The organism is Candidatus Spongiihabitans sp., from assembly GCF_965237845.1.
Classification (GTDB): domain Bacteria; phylum Pseudomonadota; class Gammaproteobacteria; order Arenicellales; family Poriferihabitantaceae; genus Spongiihabitans.
The window spans coordinates 1,290,075-1,307,561 of the sequence record NZ_OZ250154.1 but is presented as its reverse complement, the minus strand read 5'-3'; the positions used below and the strand labels follow the sequence as shown (position 1 = coordinate 1,307,561).

At 45.5% G+C, this 17,487-nt stretch carries 17 protein-coding genes and 1 other RNA gene; 9 read left to right on the top strand and 9 right to left on the bottom strand.

Going from position 1 to position 17,487, the window contains the following annotated elements; genetic code table 11:
* Nucleotides 1–71: 71 nt before the first annotated feature.
* The 3 genes from ACPXXB_RS06250 to ACPXXB_RS06240 all read right to left on the bottom strand — a co-directional run bounded on the left by ACPXXB_RS06250 (nt 72) and on the right by ACPXXB_RS06240 (nt 2,034).
* The gene (locus ACPXXB_RS06250) at nt 72–947 is read right to left on the bottom strand and encodes a hypothetical protein (protein WP_423910685.1); all 876 of its coding nucleotides are present in this window, start codon (nt 945–947) and stop codon (nt 72–74) included.
* Between the two features lie 196 nt (nt 948–1,143).
* Nucleotides 1,144–1,440 (bottom strand): endonuclease domain-containing protein, encoded by a 297-nt coding sequence (locus ACPXXB_RS06245; protein WP_423910683.1) that lies wholly within the window; start codon nt 1,438–1,440, stop codon nt 1,144–1,146.
* 99 nt (nt 1,441–1,539) lie between these two features.
* Nucleotides 1,540–2,034: a hypothetical protein gene (locus ACPXXB_RS06240; RefSeq protein ID WP_423910680.1), complete on the bottom strand. Its 495-nt coding sequence runs from the start codon at nt 2,032–2,034 to the stop codon at nt 1,540–1,542.
* Between the two features lie 127 nt (nt 2,035–2,161).
* On the opposite strand from ACPXXB_RS06240, the gene pth reads away from it, so the two are divergent.
* The 5 genes from pth to ACPXXB_RS06215 are packed head-to-tail and all read left to right on the top strand — an operon-like array spanning nt 2,162 to nt 7,560.
* The gene (gene pth / locus ACPXXB_RS06235; RefSeq protein WP_423910677.1) at nt 2,162–2,833 is read left to right on the top strand and encodes an aminoacyl-tRNA hydrolase; all 672 of its coding nucleotides are present in this window, start codon (nt 2,162–2,164) and stop codon (nt 2,831–2,833) included.
* Nucleotides 2,833–3,939 (top strand): redox-regulated ATPase YchF, encoded by a 1,107-nt coding sequence (gene ychF, locus ACPXXB_RS06230; protein WP_423910674.1) that lies wholly within the window; start codon nt 2,833–2,835, stop codon nt 3,937–3,939. The genes pth and ychF overlap by 1 nt, the downstream gene beginning before the upstream one ends.
* A gap of 20 nt (nt 3,940–3,959) precedes the next feature.
* Nucleotides 3,960–6,107, top strand: coding sequence for a nitric oxide reductase activation protein NorD (locus tag ACPXXB_RS06225; RefSeq protein WP_423910671.1), 2,148 nt, complete (start codon nt 3,960–3,962; stop codon nt 6,105–6,107).
* A gap of 17 nt (nt 6,108–6,124) precedes the next feature.
* Nucleotides 6,125–7,153, top strand: coding sequence for a ferrochelatase (hemH, locus tag ACPXXB_RS06220; RefSeq protein WP_423910669.1), 1,029 nt, complete (start codon nt 6,125–6,127; stop codon nt 7,151–7,153).
* Nucleotides 7,150–7,560: a sirohydrochlorin chelatase gene (locus ACPXXB_RS06215; protein ID WP_423910667.1), complete on the top strand. Its 411-nt coding sequence runs from the start codon at nt 7,150–7,152 to the stop codon at nt 7,558–7,560. Before hemH ends, ACPXXB_RS06215 begins: the two co-directional genes overlap by 4 nt.
* Before the next feature lie 65 nt (nt 7,561–7,625).
* Here the strand turns inward: ACPXXB_RS06215 and ACPXXB_RS06210 are convergent, their stop codons facing one another.
* Nucleotides 7,626–8,366 carry a haloacid dehalogenase type II gene (locus tag ACPXXB_RS06210; RefSeq protein WP_423910664.1) on the bottom strand — a complete coding sequence of 247 codons (741 nt, stop codon included), beginning with the start codon at nt 8,364–8,366 and terminating at the stop codon, nt 7,626–7,628.
* Nucleotides 8,367–8,516: 150 nt separating this feature from the next.
* Between ACPXXB_RS06210 and aceA the strand changes: the two genes are divergently transcribed.
* Entirely contained in the window at nt 8,517–9,821 is a 1,305-nt protein-coding gene (aceA, locus tag ACPXXB_RS06205; protein WP_423910661.1) for an isocitrate lyase, read from the top strand.
* 74 nt (nt 9,822–9,895) lie between these two features.
* Complete coding sequence (gene aceK / locus ACPXXB_RS06200; RefSeq protein ID WP_423910658.1) at nt 9,896–11,686, top strand: bifunctional isocitrate dehydrogenase kinase/phosphatase; 1,791 nt, start codon at nt 9,896–9,898, stop codon at nt 11,684–11,686.
* A 15-nt stretch (nt 11,687–11,701) separates the two neighbouring features.
* Here aceK and dksA read toward each other — a convergent pair whose 3' ends face one another.
* The 3 genes from dksA to ACPXXB_RS06185 all read right to left on the bottom strand — a co-directional run bounded on the left by dksA (nt 11,702) and on the right by ACPXXB_RS06185 (nt 13,049).
* The gene (gene dksA / locus ACPXXB_RS06195; protein WP_423910655.1) at nt 11,702–12,136 is read right to left on the bottom strand and encodes an RNA polymerase-binding protein DksA; all 435 of its coding nucleotides are present in this window, start codon (nt 12,134–12,136) and stop codon (nt 11,702–11,704) included.
* Nucleotides 12,137–12,321: 185 nt separating this feature from the next.
* Nucleotides 12,322–12,609, bottom strand: coding sequence for an RnfH family protein (locus ACPXXB_RS06190; protein ID WP_423910653.1), 288 nt, complete (start codon nt 12,607–12,609; stop codon nt 12,322–12,324).
* Nucleotides 12,606–13,049, bottom strand: coding sequence for a type II toxin-antitoxin system RatA family toxin (locus ACPXXB_RS06185; protein WP_423910651.1), 444 nt, complete (start codon nt 13,047–13,049; stop codon nt 12,606–12,608). The genes ACPXXB_RS06190 and ACPXXB_RS06185 overlap by 4 nt, the downstream gene beginning before the upstream one ends.
* A 102-nt stretch (nt 13,050–13,151) precedes the next feature.
* Here ACPXXB_RS06185 and smpB point away from each other — a divergent pair, with 102 nt between their 5' ends.
* Nucleotides 13,152–13,619: an SsrA-binding protein SmpB gene (gene smpB / locus ACPXXB_RS06180; protein WP_423910648.1), complete on the top strand. Its 468-nt coding sequence runs from the start codon at nt 13,152–13,154 to the stop codon at nt 13,617–13,619.
* Nucleotides 13,620–13,744: 125 nt separating this feature from the next.
* Nucleotides 13,745–14,102, top strand: a transfer-messenger RNA (tmRNA) gene (gene ssrA / locus ACPXXB_RS06175).
* Nucleotides 14,103–14,417: 315 nt separating this feature from the next.
* Here ssrA and ACPXXB_RS06170 read toward each other — a convergent pair.
* Both ACPXXB_RS06170 and clpA read right to left on the bottom strand, forming a co-directional pair.
* The gene (locus tag ACPXXB_RS06170) at nt 14,418–15,041 is read right to left on the bottom strand and encodes a glutaredoxin family protein (protein ID WP_423910646.1); all 624 of its coding nucleotides are present in this window, start codon (nt 15,039–15,041) and stop codon (nt 14,418–14,420) included.
* Between the two features lie 173 nt (nt 15,042–15,214).
* Nucleotides 15,215–17,482, bottom strand: a complete 2,268-nt coding sequence (clpA, locus tag ACPXXB_RS06165) for an ATP-dependent Clp protease ATP-binding subunit ClpA (RefSeq protein ID WP_423910643.1) — start codon at nt 17,480–17,482, stop codon at nt 15,215–15,217.
* Nucleotides 17,483–17,487: the final 5 nt, after the last annotated feature.

Below are 17,487 nucleotides of genomic sequence, written 5' to 3'. Positions count from 1 at the left end.
ACCAAACAATTTGATTTTCTTGGTGAGTTATTCCCTCTGCACGGTTTTTGCTGTCCGAGTGCAAGCGTTTGTTAGCCCTTTTTCTTGTTCATTAAAGAGGAAAGCGCCTTATTAAGATCCGCCTCATCTTTCAATGCTTGAGATAGCCTCTCTGAAAGCTCGCTTAATACAATTCTAATATTTCCAGCTAGTTCTAAACACTGCTCATCAGTAAGTTCATGCACTCCTTCGCTCAATGCACCATGTAAAAGCAATATTGGGCTGTGTCCGTTTATGAGCAAACTTTCGGGCATGGAATCTTTCGCCATATCCAGCGCCTTACTAAATTGCGTTTCTTTTACTGCATTATTTAAAATATGAATCTTTTCCTCAGATGCACCAATTTTCTCTGATACCTTAATTATTTGCTCTAGTATTCTGTTTTTTTGCTTTTCAACTACCCGGCGGTAATATATAAATGAACCAACTCCCAGCCCTTGGTTTTCACATCTTCTCCCCTTCAAAAACTCATCCCTGTCTGTGCCGATAAGTTTTATCAACTTGGGTGATACAGGTGGCCCGTATGTTGGTAGCTCACCAAATTTGTAGCATACACCTTGAGGTTCGGAATTTGAATCCAACTTTGCCGCAAGCGAAAATGTCTTTTCTACACGTTGGCAGTTTGAGCAACGATATTTAACATAAAAGAATTTATACTCATTTGTCTTTAACGGGTTTTCATCACCGGAAACGCATCTGAAAAAACGTATGCCATTACAGTTTTCGTGATCACAATGCAACTGTATCTCTGGCGCACACATGCAATTTCTGCCGCCATAAGCGTATACTTTCCAAACAGAAAGGTCAGAAATATAGATGAGCTGATTAGGTGGGGTGCTTTCAAGAAACTCAGCGATTGTTTGATACTCAATTTCTTCTTTTACTTCATCTGTACTCTGACCTGACAAAATAATGCTCCTTATTTATATGGGCTAACGAACAAGTTCACCTACACGTTTTTTGTGTCAGGTGGAACGGGGGTTAAAAGGCGCGGTCACTTTATTATTCATTTTCTGAATCAGAATTTTCGATTAATGAAATTAAGACTTCATCATCAAGTGGTGGTTCCGAAAGCAAGGAATCGCTTACCCTGTGTTTAATTTCTTAAACATTCATCCATTGTTTTATTCTCTCAACACAACCATAAATATCATCTCGTATTTCATAAACCCAAAATCTTTTAACATCCCAACCCAATTCGAATAATCTTTGATTCCTGATTTGGTCTCGTCTGCAAAGCTCTCCTGTCCAATTTTTGTGATAACGTTCTCCGTCAACTTCTATATCAAGATTTCTGTCTTTGTCAAATAAAGCCAAATCAAGAGTGTATTTTTCAATTTGATACTGCGGGATGACTTTAATGCCAGCACTATATAATGCTTTGTATAAATATGCTCCCATTCTGACACATAACGTTGCAAATCACTGGTGGAAAAAAGCATAGCGACGAAGGAGCGGCGTTTTTTGCTGGCCGAGTGCATTTGCCTTGTTATAAGTCATTTACTCACATTCGTTAATGATGAGATTTCGTGATTTAGCCCAACCGTAAATGTATTCTTTTATTTCATCTACTCTGGGTTTTGCTTCCAACTTTCCAGAGCGAATTCCCACAAGGCTTTGTTGAGATAAAAGCCAATTCATAATACCCAGATAATCGAAATAGGGCCTGTCCAAATCAGAATATCCAGGGTTCAGCCAATGGACAAATAGGGAATACTCATTTTCAATAAAATAGCTGAATGTTTTTTTGCTACTTTCACAGTACTGAGTTGAACAAAGTACAATCCTTGGTTCTGCGATCATGAGATTACCAACATATTTTTTTCGTTCCTCTGGAGAACCGCTAATCAAGAACACTGTTACATACTCGCAGTCATTAAAATACAGACGACGCTTCTTTTTTCCTGTTCTTACGGTAACACCAAACAATGTATTCCATGTGTAGCTTTTCCCAGAATCTTTATTTCCAAGAGCAGATACGAGTAGCTTGTTCATTTATATTCCTCTGTTTGATTGTGATTTATAACTATTAGCAAACATCCCAATATACCATAAAATTATAAAAAATAACTTCTATGCTGATACAATCATACTTTTAAATGAATTGAGTGCATGAATTAAGATGGAGCCGGCAGGAATTGCACTGATTGCGGGGCTGGGAAATCCTGGGAATCAATATGCCGCAACCCGGCACAATGTCGGGTTTTGGTTGCTTGAGCGGTTGCAACGCGAATACCCGATTACCTTCGCAACAGAAAAAAAATTCAAGGCGCAAATCGGTCGATTCGAATGTAACGGCAGGCGCGTTCGCATCATCGCGCCGGATATTTTCATGAATCTAAGCGGCCAGTCAATTGCGCCTATGGCAGCATTTTATCGCATCGCGCCATCGCAAATACTGGTCATTCACGATGAACTTGATTTGCCGCCGGGCAGCGCACGATTGAAAATTGGCGGCGGTCATGGCGGGCACAACGGTTTGCGCGATATTGTTTCCAAACTGGGGGCGTCGGATTTTTTAAGAATGCGGATTGGTATAGGCCATCCTGGCGTCAACAAAGATGTTTCGGGATATGTGCTTAACAAACCGCGGTCAAGCGAACAAACCCTGATCGAGGATGCGATTGACAAAGCAATTGGCGTTTTGCCCGATGTTGTATGTGGGGACTATCAAAAAGCGATGAATCAATTACACGGCGAAGCGGAAAAAGATAATGCTGGAAAAGACAAAATCGGCAAAGACAAAATTGAAAAAGATAAACTTGACGAGAGCAACGGTATTGAACTGTTCTAATGGGTATTAAATGCGGCATTGTCGGATTGCCCAATGTCGGCAAATCAACGTTATTCAATGCACTGACTCGGTCAAATATTGCGCAAGCCGCTAACTATCCTTTTTGCACCATCGAACCCAATGTCGGGATGGTCGAAGTGCCTGATCCTCGGTTGTCGAATTTAGCGAAAATTGTTCAATCGCAAAAAGCAGTCCCGGCCACCATTGAGTTTGTTGACATCGCCGGATTGGTCGCCGGCGCCTCCACAGGCGAAGGATTAGGCAATCGATTTCTGACCCACATACGGGAAGTGGATGCTATCGCCCATGTTGTTCGTGGATTTGAAGATCCGAATATTGTTCACGTATCAAATGCCGGATCAAATGCTATTGATCCAGCAGCGGATATTGAAACCATCAATACCGAGTTGATGCTGGCCGACATGGAAACTGCTGAAAAAGCGTTGCAGCGGGCACAGAAAGGCAGTAAATCCAGTGACCAAGAACAGCTCGCCATGATAGCGTTATTGTCCACGGTGAAATCTCATCTGGATGACGGCAATACGCTGGCATCTCTGGAACTTGCCAAGGAACATGTGAAATTATTAAAATCGCTGTGCTTTCTGACCATCAAGCCTACTTTATACATTGCCAATGTTAGCGAGCATGGTTTTCAAAACAATCCCCATCTCGATGCGGTAAATAAAATAGCCGAGAAAGAATCCGCTCAAGTGGTCGCCATTTGCGCCGCCATTGAACAGGAATTATCCGAGCTCAGTGATGACGATGCCGCGCTGTTTCTTGAGGAAATGGGGCTTGAAGAAGCCGGGCTCAAGCGGGTGATCCGGACCGGTTATTCATTACTTGAATTGCAGACTTATTTTACCGCGGGCCCTAAAGAAGCGCGCGCCTGGACTGTGAAAATTGGAGTGACCGCGCCGCAGGCCGCAGGGGTTATTCATAGCGATTTTGAACGAGGATTTATCTGCGCCGAAACCATCGCCTATCAAGATTTTATAAAATATAATGGCGAACAAGGCGCTAAAGAATCAGGTCGCCTGCGTTTGGAAGGAAAAAAATATATTATTCAGGACGGCGACATCGTGCATTTTCGTTTTAATGTTTAAGATCCATACAAGGCCATACAGTGCCAGACAAGACGGGCAAGACCATATCTCTAAGTTACGAAAAAATAGAATCGGCGCTGGATGAATACCTCGAACCGGCGCTTTCAACCCGGCGCACCTCCGAAGCGCCCGCTCGAGGTTTAACTACGCTCCCTCTGAAGCAGCAAAAGTTTGCGCTGCATTGGACCGACGTTATTCGCAAGTCCAACGCCGAAATGGCTTATCAATTTGTAAGCCATATTCCATTTGCCTTAAAACTTATGGGCCTGGACGGGACACATCAGTGGCTGTTACGCGCTATGGATATTTACGACAAGGAAGGGTTGTACCCCGGTAGCGCGGCCTTTGAAAGCATCGAGCAATTCGCCAGAGAATATAGATTAAGCCACATCACTGTAACCCTGGAACAGGTTCGCGGCGTCCTCGAAACAATCCTCTGCGGTTTGACCGGGCGAAACTTAAAAATAGAGGCCGGTAACCGTGTTTTTACCGACACCGAAACCTTGTATTTACCGGCAACGATAAACCGATTTAACGAGCGCGAAAAAAACTACCAGTTATACAAAGTTACGGCGATTCACTTATGGGCACAAACCTGGTTTGGCACCTTCAAGCGACCGACGCCGGATTCACCCCACCTCAGTGAGATCATAGGGAATTTTGCCGATAACGGGCGTGCGCTCAAATTGTTTAACCTGCTGGAGACTTTTCGATTGAACGCCTGCCTCCGTCGCGAACTTCCGGGACTTGGCCGGGATATGCTCGAACTTCATGCCCCGCCGCCGGCGCATGATGCAACCTGGAAAACGATTATCAGCGCTCTGGAAGCACCGCAAGCAACGGTGATTGAAACGTTGGCAGCGACAACGCAACTTTATCATCGGCAACTTGCCTGGCCCGACGCATTTTTGTATCAGGGCGACTTTAACCTGAATGCCGCTGAACTGACTATCGACCAGCGCATTGAACTTGAAAAATCGCAATTGCAAACTGCGCTGACTGACTTGCTCACTGACGAACTCACAGATGAACTTATGGAAGCAAGCGAATCTCAACCAGAAAATACGGGCGCGGATTTGGAAGCTAATCGGGATGAAAACGGAGCGGCTCAATTAACACTGGATGGAGAGCCATTGTTCCTGCCACCCGACCTCGACAACCTTTTGTCTTCCATGCTTCAGGATTTTGATAATATTCCTGAACACTGGCTGGTTGCGGCAGGTGATGGGGAAAATTATCAGGAAGACAACAATAAAAATAAAGTTGAAGATGTGTGGAGAGACACCTACCACGAAGAGGGCGCATTCTTATACGATGAATGGGATTTCCGCAGGCAAACCTATCGAAAAAACTGGTGCGTGTTGCGAGAAATGACTACTCATCCTGTTTACGATGATTTTTCGAAGAACACCTTGCAGCGATATGTTCATCTGGTTGGCGATATTAGAAAACATTTTGAAGCGTTGCGTGGCGAAGACAAAATACTTAAAGCGCAACCCACTGGCGATAACATCGACCTGGATGCATTGGTCACCGCGCACACCGATATGCAGACCGGTGTTGAGATGACCGATCGCTTATATACGCATAGGCGAAAGCAGGAGCGTGATCTGGCGGTTATCTTTATGGTGGATGTCAGCGGATCGACCAAAGGCTGGATTAATGATGCTGAGCGGGAAAGCCTGATCCTGCTATGTCAGGCACTGGAGATGCTGGGTGATCAATATGCAATTTACGGATTCTCAGGCATGACCCGTAATCGTTGTGAGGTCTATAAAATAAAAACCTTTGAACAGAATTATGATAAGGACGTGCGCGCCCGCATCAGTGGACTTCGACCCCAAGACTATACCCGCATGGGCGTAACCATTCGCCACCTGACTCGTATTCTCAACCAAGTTGAGGAAAAAACTCGAATCCTGATCACTTTGTCCGATGGCAAGCCGGACGATTATGACGGTTACCGTGGCGATTACGGCATAGAAGACACGCGACAAGCATTACTGGAGGCGCGCCATACCGGCATCCATCCGTTCTGCATCACCATCGATACCGAAGCCAGCGACTACCTGCCCTATATGTATGGCCATGCGAGTTTTATAGTGGTGGATGAAGTCCGAAAATTACCCCTGAAAGTGGCAGATATTTACCGACGGTTAACCACTTAAAAGCGTGAAAAAAATTAATGACCAAACTCAATTCAACCGATTCAGAAACACTGGGCGTGCTGATTAACAATCTTGGCACGCCAGATTCTTATCGGGTTGATGATGTTAAAAAATTCCTGAAAGAATTCCTGTGGGATCCCAGAGTAGTGAAAATATCGCGCCCGGTCTGGTGGTTTGTTTTAAATATTATCATTCTCAACACTCGACCTAAAAAATCCGCAGCAGCTTATAAAAAAGTATGGACTGAGCACGGGTCGCCTCTACTGTCAATGTCTAAAAAACAAACCGGCCTTATTCGACAAACCCTGCATAAAACCTATAGAAATACGCTGGCAAATACGCGGGTAGAACTCGGGATGCGTTACGGTAATCCATCCATAGAGGAAGGCTTGAGTAATCTGCGAGATGCTGGCGCGACCCGGTTTTTAATTGTTCCGCTCTATCCACAATTTTCGTACACCACCACCGCTTCCGTCGAAGATGAAGTTATCAAGATCCTGCAAAAATGGGAATGGCAAAAGCGCCAAAAATGTCGGGGGCCGAATTTTAAAATAATCCGGCATTATTTTGATAATCCCGATTACATCGAAGCGTTAGCCAAATCGGTAACCACGTACCGGAATCAAAACGGACGAGCGGAAAAGTTACTGATGTCCTTCCACGGCATCCCCCAGAAATATGCGGATGATGGGGATCCATATGCGAGTGAATGTCGGCAAACCGCCCATTTGTTAGCGCAATCATTGAACCTGAAACCCGATCAATGGCAACTTAGCTTTCAATCCCGCCTGGGATATAAAAAATGGCTAACACCCTATACCAATCACATATTACACAATCTCGGCAAACAAGGCATCCAATCAATTCAGGTGATATGTCCGGGATTTAGTGCTGACTGCCTGGAGACTTTGGCAGAAATCGCTATGGAAAATCGAGATGTTTTCCTTGAGGCTGGCGGAAAAGAATACAGTTACATCCCATGTTTAAATGATTCTGAAGATCATATCAAGATGTTATCGGACCAAATTATTCAGTATATTAAATGAAGCGACATAAAATAAAAGCGCTATTACTCATCGCTCACGGTAGCGGGAACCAGGATTCCAACGATGAAATCCATGCATTAACCCGTTTGCTCAGAACGTCATTCAGCACACGGCCGAAGAATTCTCTTGATGAGAAATTTGCATTTGTTGACTGCGCTTTCCTTGAATTAACTGATCCTGACATTGCAACAGCTATTGACAGTTTGGTTAGAGAAGGCGTGACCGAGATTACTGTGCTGCCTTATTTTCTTGCCAAAGGTAATCACATTAACAAAGACATCCCTGCAAAAATCTCTGTCACACAAATTCGTTTTCCAAGTATTACGGTTAATTCTATACCCCATATTGGCAAAGCGGCGGATATGCCCGATTTACTAATCAGACATTTGCAAGACTATACGCGGTAATTTATAAACCGCTACTGAATAAATTGAATGTGCGTTATGATGCCTTAACCTCTTTATGCACTTCTTTATCTGCCAATCTCTTGTTGCACCGCGTCTGCCATTTGCGCCATAGCGTTAAACAGAAAATCAAACGCCGGTCGATTTTCCATAACCGTCGTCGCACCCCAATTATCGCTTTCGTTGAGGCGCTGGCGGTCTATCCAGGCATTTGACAATCCGAATTCGTTAGCCGGCGCATGATCGTGAAACAGACTCTGGGCAGTATGAAGAATATCGTCAGCATCCACACCAAGATCATCTTTTAAATGACTTAGCATGTATTCGAAATTTCCAGGGTCTGGTTTATACGCTCCGATCGCTTCGGCAGTATAGATTGCATCGAATTCAACGCCTAGCTTTCTATTGGATGCCGCAAATCCTACGTTATTAACATTCGACAGGATTACTAACTTGAAATGTTGTTTCAGTATTCGCAACGCATCTGCGCTATCAGGGAACGCTGGCCAATACGGCACAGACTGGCCAAATGCTTCATCTAATTCAGCCGTGGATTTAAGCCCAAACTGGTTGGCGATAGCACAATGCACATTGCGCAACACTTCATGATAAATCATAGTCGGTGTTGCTTTTTCCTGGGCGCTCTCAGCCCTGGCAAACGCGCCAAGTCCACAATCACGAGTTATGTCATTGCGATGGTTCTCAGCGATCAACGGCTGCAAGGCATCCCAAATTCCAGATTCCCAATCTATCAAAGTACCATAGCAATCAAATGATAAAGTGGAAAACTGGGTTAATTTTTTGACCATTAATATTTTCGGGATAGTGTTAATTATCACTAAAGTTTAATCCTGCAAATTGAAAAATATTTTATTGGCGCCATTGTAAATCTGCCGCGAATACAACATCATTCATCCCCCTGTTTTATTCCAATTTTAACTTAGTATCAGGTAATTAGCATGACAAGAGAGGACCAAATCAAGGCCGTTGAACAAGATTGGGCAACCAATCCCAGGTGGGCAAATATTACTCGCGGCTATGCTGCAGAAGATGTCGTCCGGCTGCGTGGTTCGGTTCAACCCGAATACACTTACGCCCGCCGCGGCGCCGAGAAACTATGGTCGCTGGTTAACGGCACAGCTAAAAAGGGATATGTCAATTGCCTGGGCGCACTCACTGCGGGTCAGGCGTTGCAACAAGCTAAAGCCGGCATTGAAGCAATTTACCTGTCTGGCTGGCAGGTTGCCGCGGATGCCAACTCTTCCGAACAGATGTATCCTGATCAATCGTTGTATGCATATGATTCGGTTCCGACAGTGGTACGTCGAATCAACAATTCCTTTGCGCGAGCTGACCAAATTCAATGGCAGCGTGGCATCGAGCAAGACAACGACCAATACATCGATTACTTCCTGCCCATCGTCGCCGATGCTGAAGCCGGCTTTGGTGGCGTACTGAATGCTTTTGAACTGGCCAAGAACATGATCGTCGCGGGTGCGGCCGGTGTGCATTTTGAGGATCAACTGGCAGCGGTGAAAAAATGTGGTCATATGGGCGGCAAGGTTTTGTTGCCAACCCAGCAATCAATCCAGACCTTGATCTCCGCTCGGCTGGCGGCTGACGTACTCAACGTGTCGACTGTACTGTTGGCCCGAACCGACTCGGAAGCGGCCAATTTGCTGACCTCTGATTTCGATGATCGCGACAAACCGTTCCTGACCGGGGAGCGCACTATGGAAGGTTTTTATCGGGTCAAGAATGGTCTGGAACAGTCTATTTCCCGTGGTGTTTCTTATGCCGCTTATGCCGATCTTATCTGGTGCGAAACCGGCACGCCAGACCTTGGCTTTGCACGGGAATGGGCTGAAGCGGTGCGGGCAGCCTATCCTGGCAAGTTGCTGGCTTACAATTGTTCGCCATCGTTCAACTGGAAAAAGAATCTGGATGACAAAACTATCGCGTCATTTCAGGATAATCTTGCTGCCATGGGCTATACCTACCAGTTCATTACCTTGGCCGGGATTCACAATATGTGGTACCAAATGTATGATCTGGCGCATGACTATGCGCGCGGTGAAGGTATGAAGCACTATGTCGAAAAAGTGCAGCAACCGGAATTCGCGGCTACTGACAAGGGTTACACTTTCGTTGCTCACCAGCAAGAAGTCGGCGCCGGTTATTTCGATGACGTCACCATCACCATCCAGGGCGGGACTTCATCTGTCACTGCTCTAGATGGATCAACCGAACAAGATCAGTTTTAAGCGGCATTAATTCTGGCTGTATAAATGGCGGCGGCGCACTATGTTGCAATGCAAATTTGCTGTACTTTCAGGCTATGAGCGTGGATCTTGTCAAACAAGTTGCTGAAACCATTCTGTATGGTTTTAACCGCCATTTCATTCGATTCCAGAAGATTACCCGAGCGGCGAAACAGCGCTTCGAAACCGCCGATTGGGAAGGCGAAGTACAAGCCCGGAAAAAACGAATCTATTTTTATGATTTACGGGTCAATGAAACCGTCGAATACGTTAAAAGCAACCTGAATATTAAGGAACTCGATAAGTCGTACTGGCAAGACGTGAAGCGCCAATATATGTGGTCATTGTATGAGCACAGGCAACCTGAGCTCGCCGAAAGCTTTTATAACTCGGTTTTTTGCAGGTTGTTTGATCGACGATATTTCAACAATCGTCATATTTTTGTCAAGCCCGGTACGGCGACGGATTTTCTGGATATGGAAGATCCGGCCTATACCAGCTATTACCCCGATGCCCATGATTATAATGGGGGGCTGCGAGCAACATTCAACGAAATATTGAACAGTTTCAACTTGAATTGTAGCTGGCAAAATTTTGAACGAGATCTCGATCTGCTGACAGAAAACTTCCAACCCTATTTGGATACCGAAGTAAGGCCGCTGCCGCATCGGCAATTGCAAGTGGTGTCGGTGTTATTTTATCGAAATAAAGCGGCGTATATAGTGGGTCGAGCGTTGATTGGATTCGAGCAACAGCCTTTTGTTATTCCCCTGCTATTGGCCGAGGACCTGGAATTGTATGTCGATACCGTGCTCACGGATCAAAATGATGTGGCACTGATTTTCAGCTTCACCCGGGCCTATTTTATGGTCAACACCCAAGTACCGGCCGGGTTGGTCAACTTCCTGCAAAAAATACTGCCCACCAAAAGCCGGGGCGATATCTATACGGCAATTGGCTTCCAGAAACAGGGCAAGACACTGTATTACCGTGAATTTTTGTATCACCTGGAGCATTCCGACGATAAATTGGTGACCGCGCCGGGAATCAAAGGCATGGTGATGAGCGTATTTACATTACCGTCATATCCTTTTGTTTTTAAAGTAATAAAAGATCATTTCGCACCTCCGAAAAACATCGATAGAGCGACCGTTAAGGAAAAATATCAACTGGTTAAAATGCACGATCGCGTTGGACGGATGGCGGATACTTTGGAATTTTCCCACGTTGCCTTCCCGATACACCGATTTTCCAATGAGTTATTGGAGGAATTAAAGGCAACGATTCCATCCAGTATGGTCATAGAAGAAGGCATCGTCATTATTCGACACTTATATATCGAGCGCAGGATGGTGCCCTTTAATATCTATCTGGATAACTCGGATGATGAAATGATTGAACAGAGCATCAAAAGCTACGGCAATGCGATAAAGGAAATGATTGCCGCAAATATCTTCCCCGGTGATATGTTATTAAAAAACTTCGGCGTTACTCGGCATGGCCGGGTTATTTTCTATGATTATGATGAAATCCGTCTTATGACAGAAATAAAGATTCGATCGATACCGCGCGCTAAATCAGCGGAAGAAGAAATGTCGCCGGAGCCTTGGTTCTACATCGGCGAAGATGATTTTTTCCCCGAGCAATTCAAGCAATTCGTGGTCAATCATCCCAAAGTCAGGGAGCGATTCCTCGCTCATCATTCAGAGCTTCTGCAACCTGATTACTGGAAGAAAATACAAAATGATCTTATTGAGAAAAAACGCCATGATGTATTTCCTTACCGCCAGGAAATAAGATTTTGTAAGCGATACTCTGCCAGATACCCAATACCGGCGGTTAACTCAACCCCTAAACAGGCCACTTAATCAAGACAGATTGTCTCAGGATAATTGCTTTTCGCGGATTTCGTCCAGCGTTTTACAATCGATGCAAAGACTTGCGGTAGGACGCGCTTCAAGACGTTTAAAGCCTATTTCTTCCCCGCAATTTTCACAATAACCGAAGTCACCGGAACTCAGTTGCGAAATCGAACTTTCGATTTTCTTGATCAGTTTTCTATCGCGGTCCCGGCCACGCAATTCAAGAACCATGTCGGTTTCCTGACTCGCACGATCAGAGGGATCGGGATGATTAGCGGTTTCATCCTGAATGTTATTGACCGTGCGCGAAGTCTCGTCGGTAAGCTCTTCGCGCCATGCCTTGAGTATGGCTTCAAAATGCGCTAACTGGGCACCGACCATGTATTTCTCGGATTTTTTTAGTCTATAAGGTTTGATGCCGTGAATTAATAATTCAGGTTTTTTCTTTGTTACCATGGAAATCCAGTTTATATTGCTAAATTAAAAGGTTATAAATATATTCTGGCCGATTGATAAGCCAGGGTCGAAAAATTGGGATGGCGTTATACCAAAAGCCTCAGAACTTTGCAATGCCAGCGTTAAGATCCTCTTTTTAGCTATTGAAAACCTCAAATAATAAGCGGCTAAAAATACTGTATTACCTATCTATTGTGCCTGGATTTAGCACGCAACCGCCGTGCTTCCGTGGGCGATACCAACAATGAGCGATAGATTTCAACTCTATCGTTATCAGATAAATTGAAATCCAAACTCTGTTTTACACCATACACCCCAACTTCCCGGGATTCCAGACCGATCTCTGGATATTTATCGCAGACCTTGGATTGATGAATCGCCTGACGGATGGTGGCACCCTGAGGGCAGCAGATTCTCACAACTTCTTGCTTATCTGCAAGCGCGTACACTACGCTGATATGTATTTCAGTCATTGCTCGTGTTGCGGATATATTTCGTCCGCTCGGTTGCGAAATGATTCAATCATGGAATTTGCGATTATCTTAAACACCGGGCCAATCACCTTTCCAATTACTTTGCTGGGAAAATCAAATTCCAGATTCAATCTGATTTTCGAAGCATTAGCTGCTAATGGGGTAAATTCCCAAACCCCTGAAAGCTCACTAAACGGTCCATCAATCAATGTCAGCACCGTTTTTTCATTGGCAATCAATTGATTTTTAGTTGTAAATGTCTTGTTGATACCTTTGAAGGCGATGGTGATTGCGGCAATAACCTCATTTTCAGTACGACTTAATTCTTCTGATCCGCCACACCACGGCAAAAACTCAGAATATTGCTCCACATCATTAACCAATGTGAACATATTCCCGGCACTGTGCATAACCAACGCTGAACGCTGAACGGTAAACATTGCGTAACAACTATTCCAGATAAAAATTGACCTGTGGATTATACTTTAAGCATTAGCGACACGCTTAATTACCGATCTACCGCACATTTATCCCTTGAAAAAATGGCAAAGAAAAAACACATGGGCGCCAACACCATTGCGCTTAACAGAAAAGCAAGGTACGACTATACCATCGAGGATCAATACGAAGCGGGTATTGTGCTGGAGGGTTGGGAAGTAAAGAGCCTGCGCGATGGGCGGGCGCAACTTAAAGAGAGTTATGTCTCGGTATATAAAGGCGAGGTATATTTACTCGGCGCCCATTTCTCGCCCCTGGCCTCAGCCTCTACACATGTTAATCCGATACCCACTCGAAAAAGGAAACTACTGCTGCACACTAAGGAAATCAGCAAGCTGATCGGTGCTACCGAGCGCGAAGGTTATACCATCGTTCCGCTTAGCCTGTACTGGCAGCGCGGCAAGGCAAAATTAAAAATTGCCCTGGCCAAAGGTAAAAAACAATACGATAAGCGCCAATCCGCGAAACAACGCGATTGGGAGCGTCAGAAGCATCGCATTTTGAAGCAGTAATCGACACGGCATTGCCTGTCACCACGTTTTTCATGCCGAAAGATCAATACCCCATGTTGATTTCTGTTATTAATTTCTGTTATTCCTGTCTTCAACCCGCCCTATTTGCTATAATAAATCGTTATGGGGGTGACTGGCTTCGACGTCGGTCGCGAAACCATTGGAGCATGTCGAGGTGTAGAGTTCCTCGTAAATCCAGCTACACAACATTAGTTGCCAACGACGACAACTACGCACTAGCCGCTTAAGTCGGTTAGTCCTTTCACTCAAGCTCGCTTTTAGGCTGAGGCTGGAAAGGTCATCTTATAAAAGCTCGCTAGTCAGTTCTGCCCGTTAACTGACGGTTAAAACCAATCGGGCTCGCCGATTTGCAAGTTCGTCTGCCTACTGGCAAATCGGTTAACTTGAAGCGCAGACTAAGCATGTAGTCGCCAATGTGTGTAGGATCTGCGGACGCGGGTTCAATTCCCGCCACCTCCACCATTATTTAAAATAAGTGCTTGTTTTTCAAGCACTTTATTACTTAAATTTAAATAAATTGACTGCCGTAATAGAAAAATGGACCAGCCGAACAAAGTCAACCAGTTGATCGATCTGGGCAAGTTGCATACCCTCAATGCCCCAAACTCACCACGTCTTTACAACAAACTTTACTCACGCAAAATGGCAACACCCTTTGCCAAGCGGATGACAATGTTCCGATCATGCTGAAACAACAGAGCATGCCATGCGAACAAATACCGAATTGGATTTGAGGCACGGCACCCGGGCCAGTGTGCCGTGGCGCAAGCGGCTACATCAGGTCGGTTGCAGCCGCCCCGGCGAGAGCGAGGACTGACCTCGATCGGTGTTTGCAACCACTTCGATATTCAGGATTTCAGTCAGTTCAGCGGCACCGCCCACATAGGCGCCATTCAGCCAGATTTGCGGCACCGTTACTGGTGATTTCGGGCCAATGATCGGCTTCACCCGCGCCAGCATTTCATATAACGCACGGGGTTCGCGCACGACATCGTGATAGACATACTCGACTCCGGCTTGGTCCAGATAACCTTTGGCGCGTACGCAATGGGGACAGCTTTGCTTGCCAAACAGCACGTTGCTGGCAACTTCGGAGCGCAAGGCGTGAGCTTCGACTACAGATTGGGTCAGGACGCCACGGTTCAATGCCTTGCCCTGGCTGATGATGCGCCCCTCTACTATGACAATCGGCGCGTGCCAGCCGCCCTTTGGTAGCGGTTTCCACCAATGGCTTAGCCAGTCGCGCATTTCAAGATTGAGCGCAATGCCCTTCAGTTCGTTGTCAAAGGTATCGACAATGACATCCCCGGTGAGCGCACATTCTCCACAAGGAATCGAGACCTTAAAGGGTCCCCATTTCCCGGCCCAGCGATAAACGGTTACATTGATCGGCGGTGTCACGATTATGCTCCGATTCGGTTTTGGCGTTGTATGCGATTTAACCGCCGCAAACAGATGCATGATTGTGGATATTCGTTACTCAATGCAGAAAAAATGCAAAAAAAGAAGTGGCGCTGAATCTGGTTCAATTATTTATCCTGAAACGTCTAGCACAAAATATACGGAATGCTGAATTAACTACGTGTGATAGTAAATCCCAACTTATCCTTATCCCCTGTTTTCTTGTCCAAGGTCACCACAACCTGCCCGCCCTTTGCTAATTTTCCAAACAACAGATCTTCGGCCAGGGGTTGTTTGATTTCCTGCTGGATGACCCTGGCCATTGGGCGCGCGCCCATCGCTGAATCGTAGCCTTTTTCGGCAAGCCAATCGACGGCATCGTCATCTACTGCCAACTCTACATTTTTTTCTGCCAGCTGTTGTTCCAGTTCCAAAATAAACTTTCTAACCACATGGACAATGGTCTTGTCGTCAAGTCCATCAAAGCGAATGATATTATCCAACCGATTCCGAAATTCGGGGGTGAACGCTTTTTTAACCGCCTCCATATCATCGGCGCTGTGGTCCTGAGTGACAAAACCCATGGTTTCTCGTGCAGACTGCATTGCTCCGGCATTGGTTGTCATCACTATTATGACGTTGCGAAAATCGGATTTACGGCCATTGTTATCAGTCAAACTGCCGTAGTCCATCACTTGCAGCAACACATTAAAAACATCGGGATGGGCTTTTTCGATTTCATCGAACAACAAAACCGAGTGTGGATGTTTATTTATGGAGTCGGTAAGCAACCCCCCTTGGTCAAATCCAACATAACCGGGCGGCGCGCCAATCAACCTGGAAACTGTGTGGCGTTCCATGTACTCGGACATATCAAATCGTATAAATTCTATCCCCAAGGTATTGGCGAGTTGCTTGGTCACTTCGGTTTTGCCCACGCCGGTGGGACCGGAAAACAGAAAACAAGCAATTGGTTTATCGGTATTGCCCATCCCTGCCCGCGCCATCTTTATAGATGAAGCCAAGGCGCCTATCGCTGGGTCCTGGCCAAATACCACCAGTTTAAGATCCCGTTCAAGGGTTTTTAATGATTTCAAATCAGATGCCGAAACATGCTTTGGCGGAATTCGTGCAATATCCGCAATCATATTTTCTATCTCTTTAACCCCGATAGTTTTCTTGCGTAATTTTTCATTACTCAATCGCGTTTTTGCGCCCGCTTCATCGATAACATCTATAGCAGTATCGGGAAGTTGGCGCTCAGGCAAATAGCGCGCCGAAAGTTCAACGGCAGACCGTAATGCCGGGTTGGTGTACTTTACATCGTGGTAGTGTTCAAATCGACTCTTCAAGCCGCTTAAAATATCTACGGCTTCATCGATTGTGGGTTCAACAATATCTATTTTCTGGAATCGGCGGGACAACGCTCTGTCCTTTTCGAAAATGCCGCGATATTCACGATAGGTCGTGGAGCCGATACATTTCAACTCTCCGGATGCCAACATCGGCTTTAGCAGGTTGGAAGCATCCAATGCCCCGCCAGAAACCGCGCCTGCTCCTATAATTGTGTGAATCTCATCGATAAATAAAATTGATCCGGATGCCTTATCCAATGCCTTCAGTACCGCTTTCAATCTTTGCTCAAAATCTCCCCGATATTTCGAACCCGCTAACAATGCCCCCATGTCCAGACTATAGATAGTGCATTCCGATAATATATTCGGCACTTCATTTTCGACTATTTTTCGCGCCAAGCCTTCAGCTATGGCGGTCTTGCCGACCCCTGCCTCTCCTACGAACAAAGGATTGTTCTTGCGCCGACGGCATAATATTTGGAGCGTTCTTTCCAACTCCTTTTGTCGTCCAATCAACGGATCTATTTTCCCGTCAATCGCGAGTTGATTGAGGTTCAGGGTATAAGCTTCCAGCGCGCCTTCGGCATCGTGTTCCTGACCATCATGGTCATGATCGTAGGCTTCGTCTTCATCCGGCGCGGGCAAACGGCCTTCTTCCGAAATTTTGGTTATACCATGGGCAATATAATTCACCACATCATATCTTGTGATTTCCTGCTGACTCAGAAAATAAACAGCGTAGGATTCTGTTTCACTAAAAACCGCTACCAGAATGTTGTTTCCCTTAACTTCCTTGTTCCCGGAACTTTGCACATGCATAATCGCGCGTTGTAAAACCCGTTGGAAACCCAGCCCGGGCTGAGGCTCTGCATCCTCAGGAATTAATGAAACTTCATTGTTCAGGTATTGTGCCAGGGATTTTTTAAGAACTTCTATATTTCCGCCACATGAAACGATAGTCCTTCTTGTTTCCTTATCGTTAAGTAGTGAATACAGCAAATGCTCAACAGTAATAATCTCATGGCGCTCTTTACGCGCCAGCGTGACGGCGTTTCCCAAGGCAATTTCTAGTTGTTCTGAAAGCACTTATT

Coding starts and splice junctions, on each gene's coding strand:
- dksA (WP_423910655.1), bottom strand. CDS start 12,136: ATGGTAACAAAGAAAAAACCTGAATTATTAATTCACGGCATCAAACCT.
- ACPXXB_RS06210 (WP_423910664.1), bottom strand. CDS start 8,366: ATGGTCAAAAAATTAACCCAGTTTTCCACTTTATCATTTGATTGCTAT.
- ychF (WP_423910674.1), top strand. CDS start 2,833: ATGGGTATTAAATGCGGCATTGTCGGATTGCCCAATGTCGGCAAATCA.
- ACPXXB_RS06240 (WP_423910680.1), bottom strand. CDS start 2,034: ATGAACAAGCTACTCGTATCTGCTCTTGGAAATAAAGATTCTGGGAAA.
- ACPXXB_RS06185 (WP_423910651.1), bottom strand. CDS start 13,049: ATGTTTACCGTTCAGCGTTCAGCGTTGGTTATGCACAGTGCCGGGAAT.
- smpB (WP_423910648.1), top strand. CDS start 13,152: ATGGCAAAGAAAAAACACATGGGCGCCAACACCATTGCGCTTAACAGA.
- ACPXXB_RS06245 (WP_423910683.1), bottom strand. CDS start 1,440: ATGGGAGCATATTTATACAAAGCATTATATAGTGCTGGCATTAAAGTC.
- pth (WP_423910677.1), top strand. CDS start 2,162: ATGGAGCCGGCAGGAATTGCACTGATTGCGGGGCTGGGAAATCCTGGG.
- hemH (WP_423910669.1), top strand. CDS start 6,125: ATGACCAAACTCAATTCAACCGATTCAGAAACACTGGGCGTGCTGATT.
- aceA (WP_423910661.1), top strand. CDS start 8,517: ATGACAAGAGAGGACCAAATCAAGGCCGTTGAACAAGATTGGGCAACC.
- aceK (WP_423910658.1), top strand. CDS start 9,896: ATGAGCGTGGATCTTGTCAAACAAGTTGCTGAAACCATTCTGTATGGT.
- ACPXXB_RS06215 (WP_423910667.1), top strand. CDS start 7,150: ATGAAGCGACATAAAATAAAAGCGCTATTACTCATCGCTCACGGTAGC.
- ACPXXB_RS06190 (WP_423910653.1), bottom strand. CDS start 12,609: ATGACTGAAATACATATCAGCGTAGTGTACGCGCTTGCAGATAAGCAA.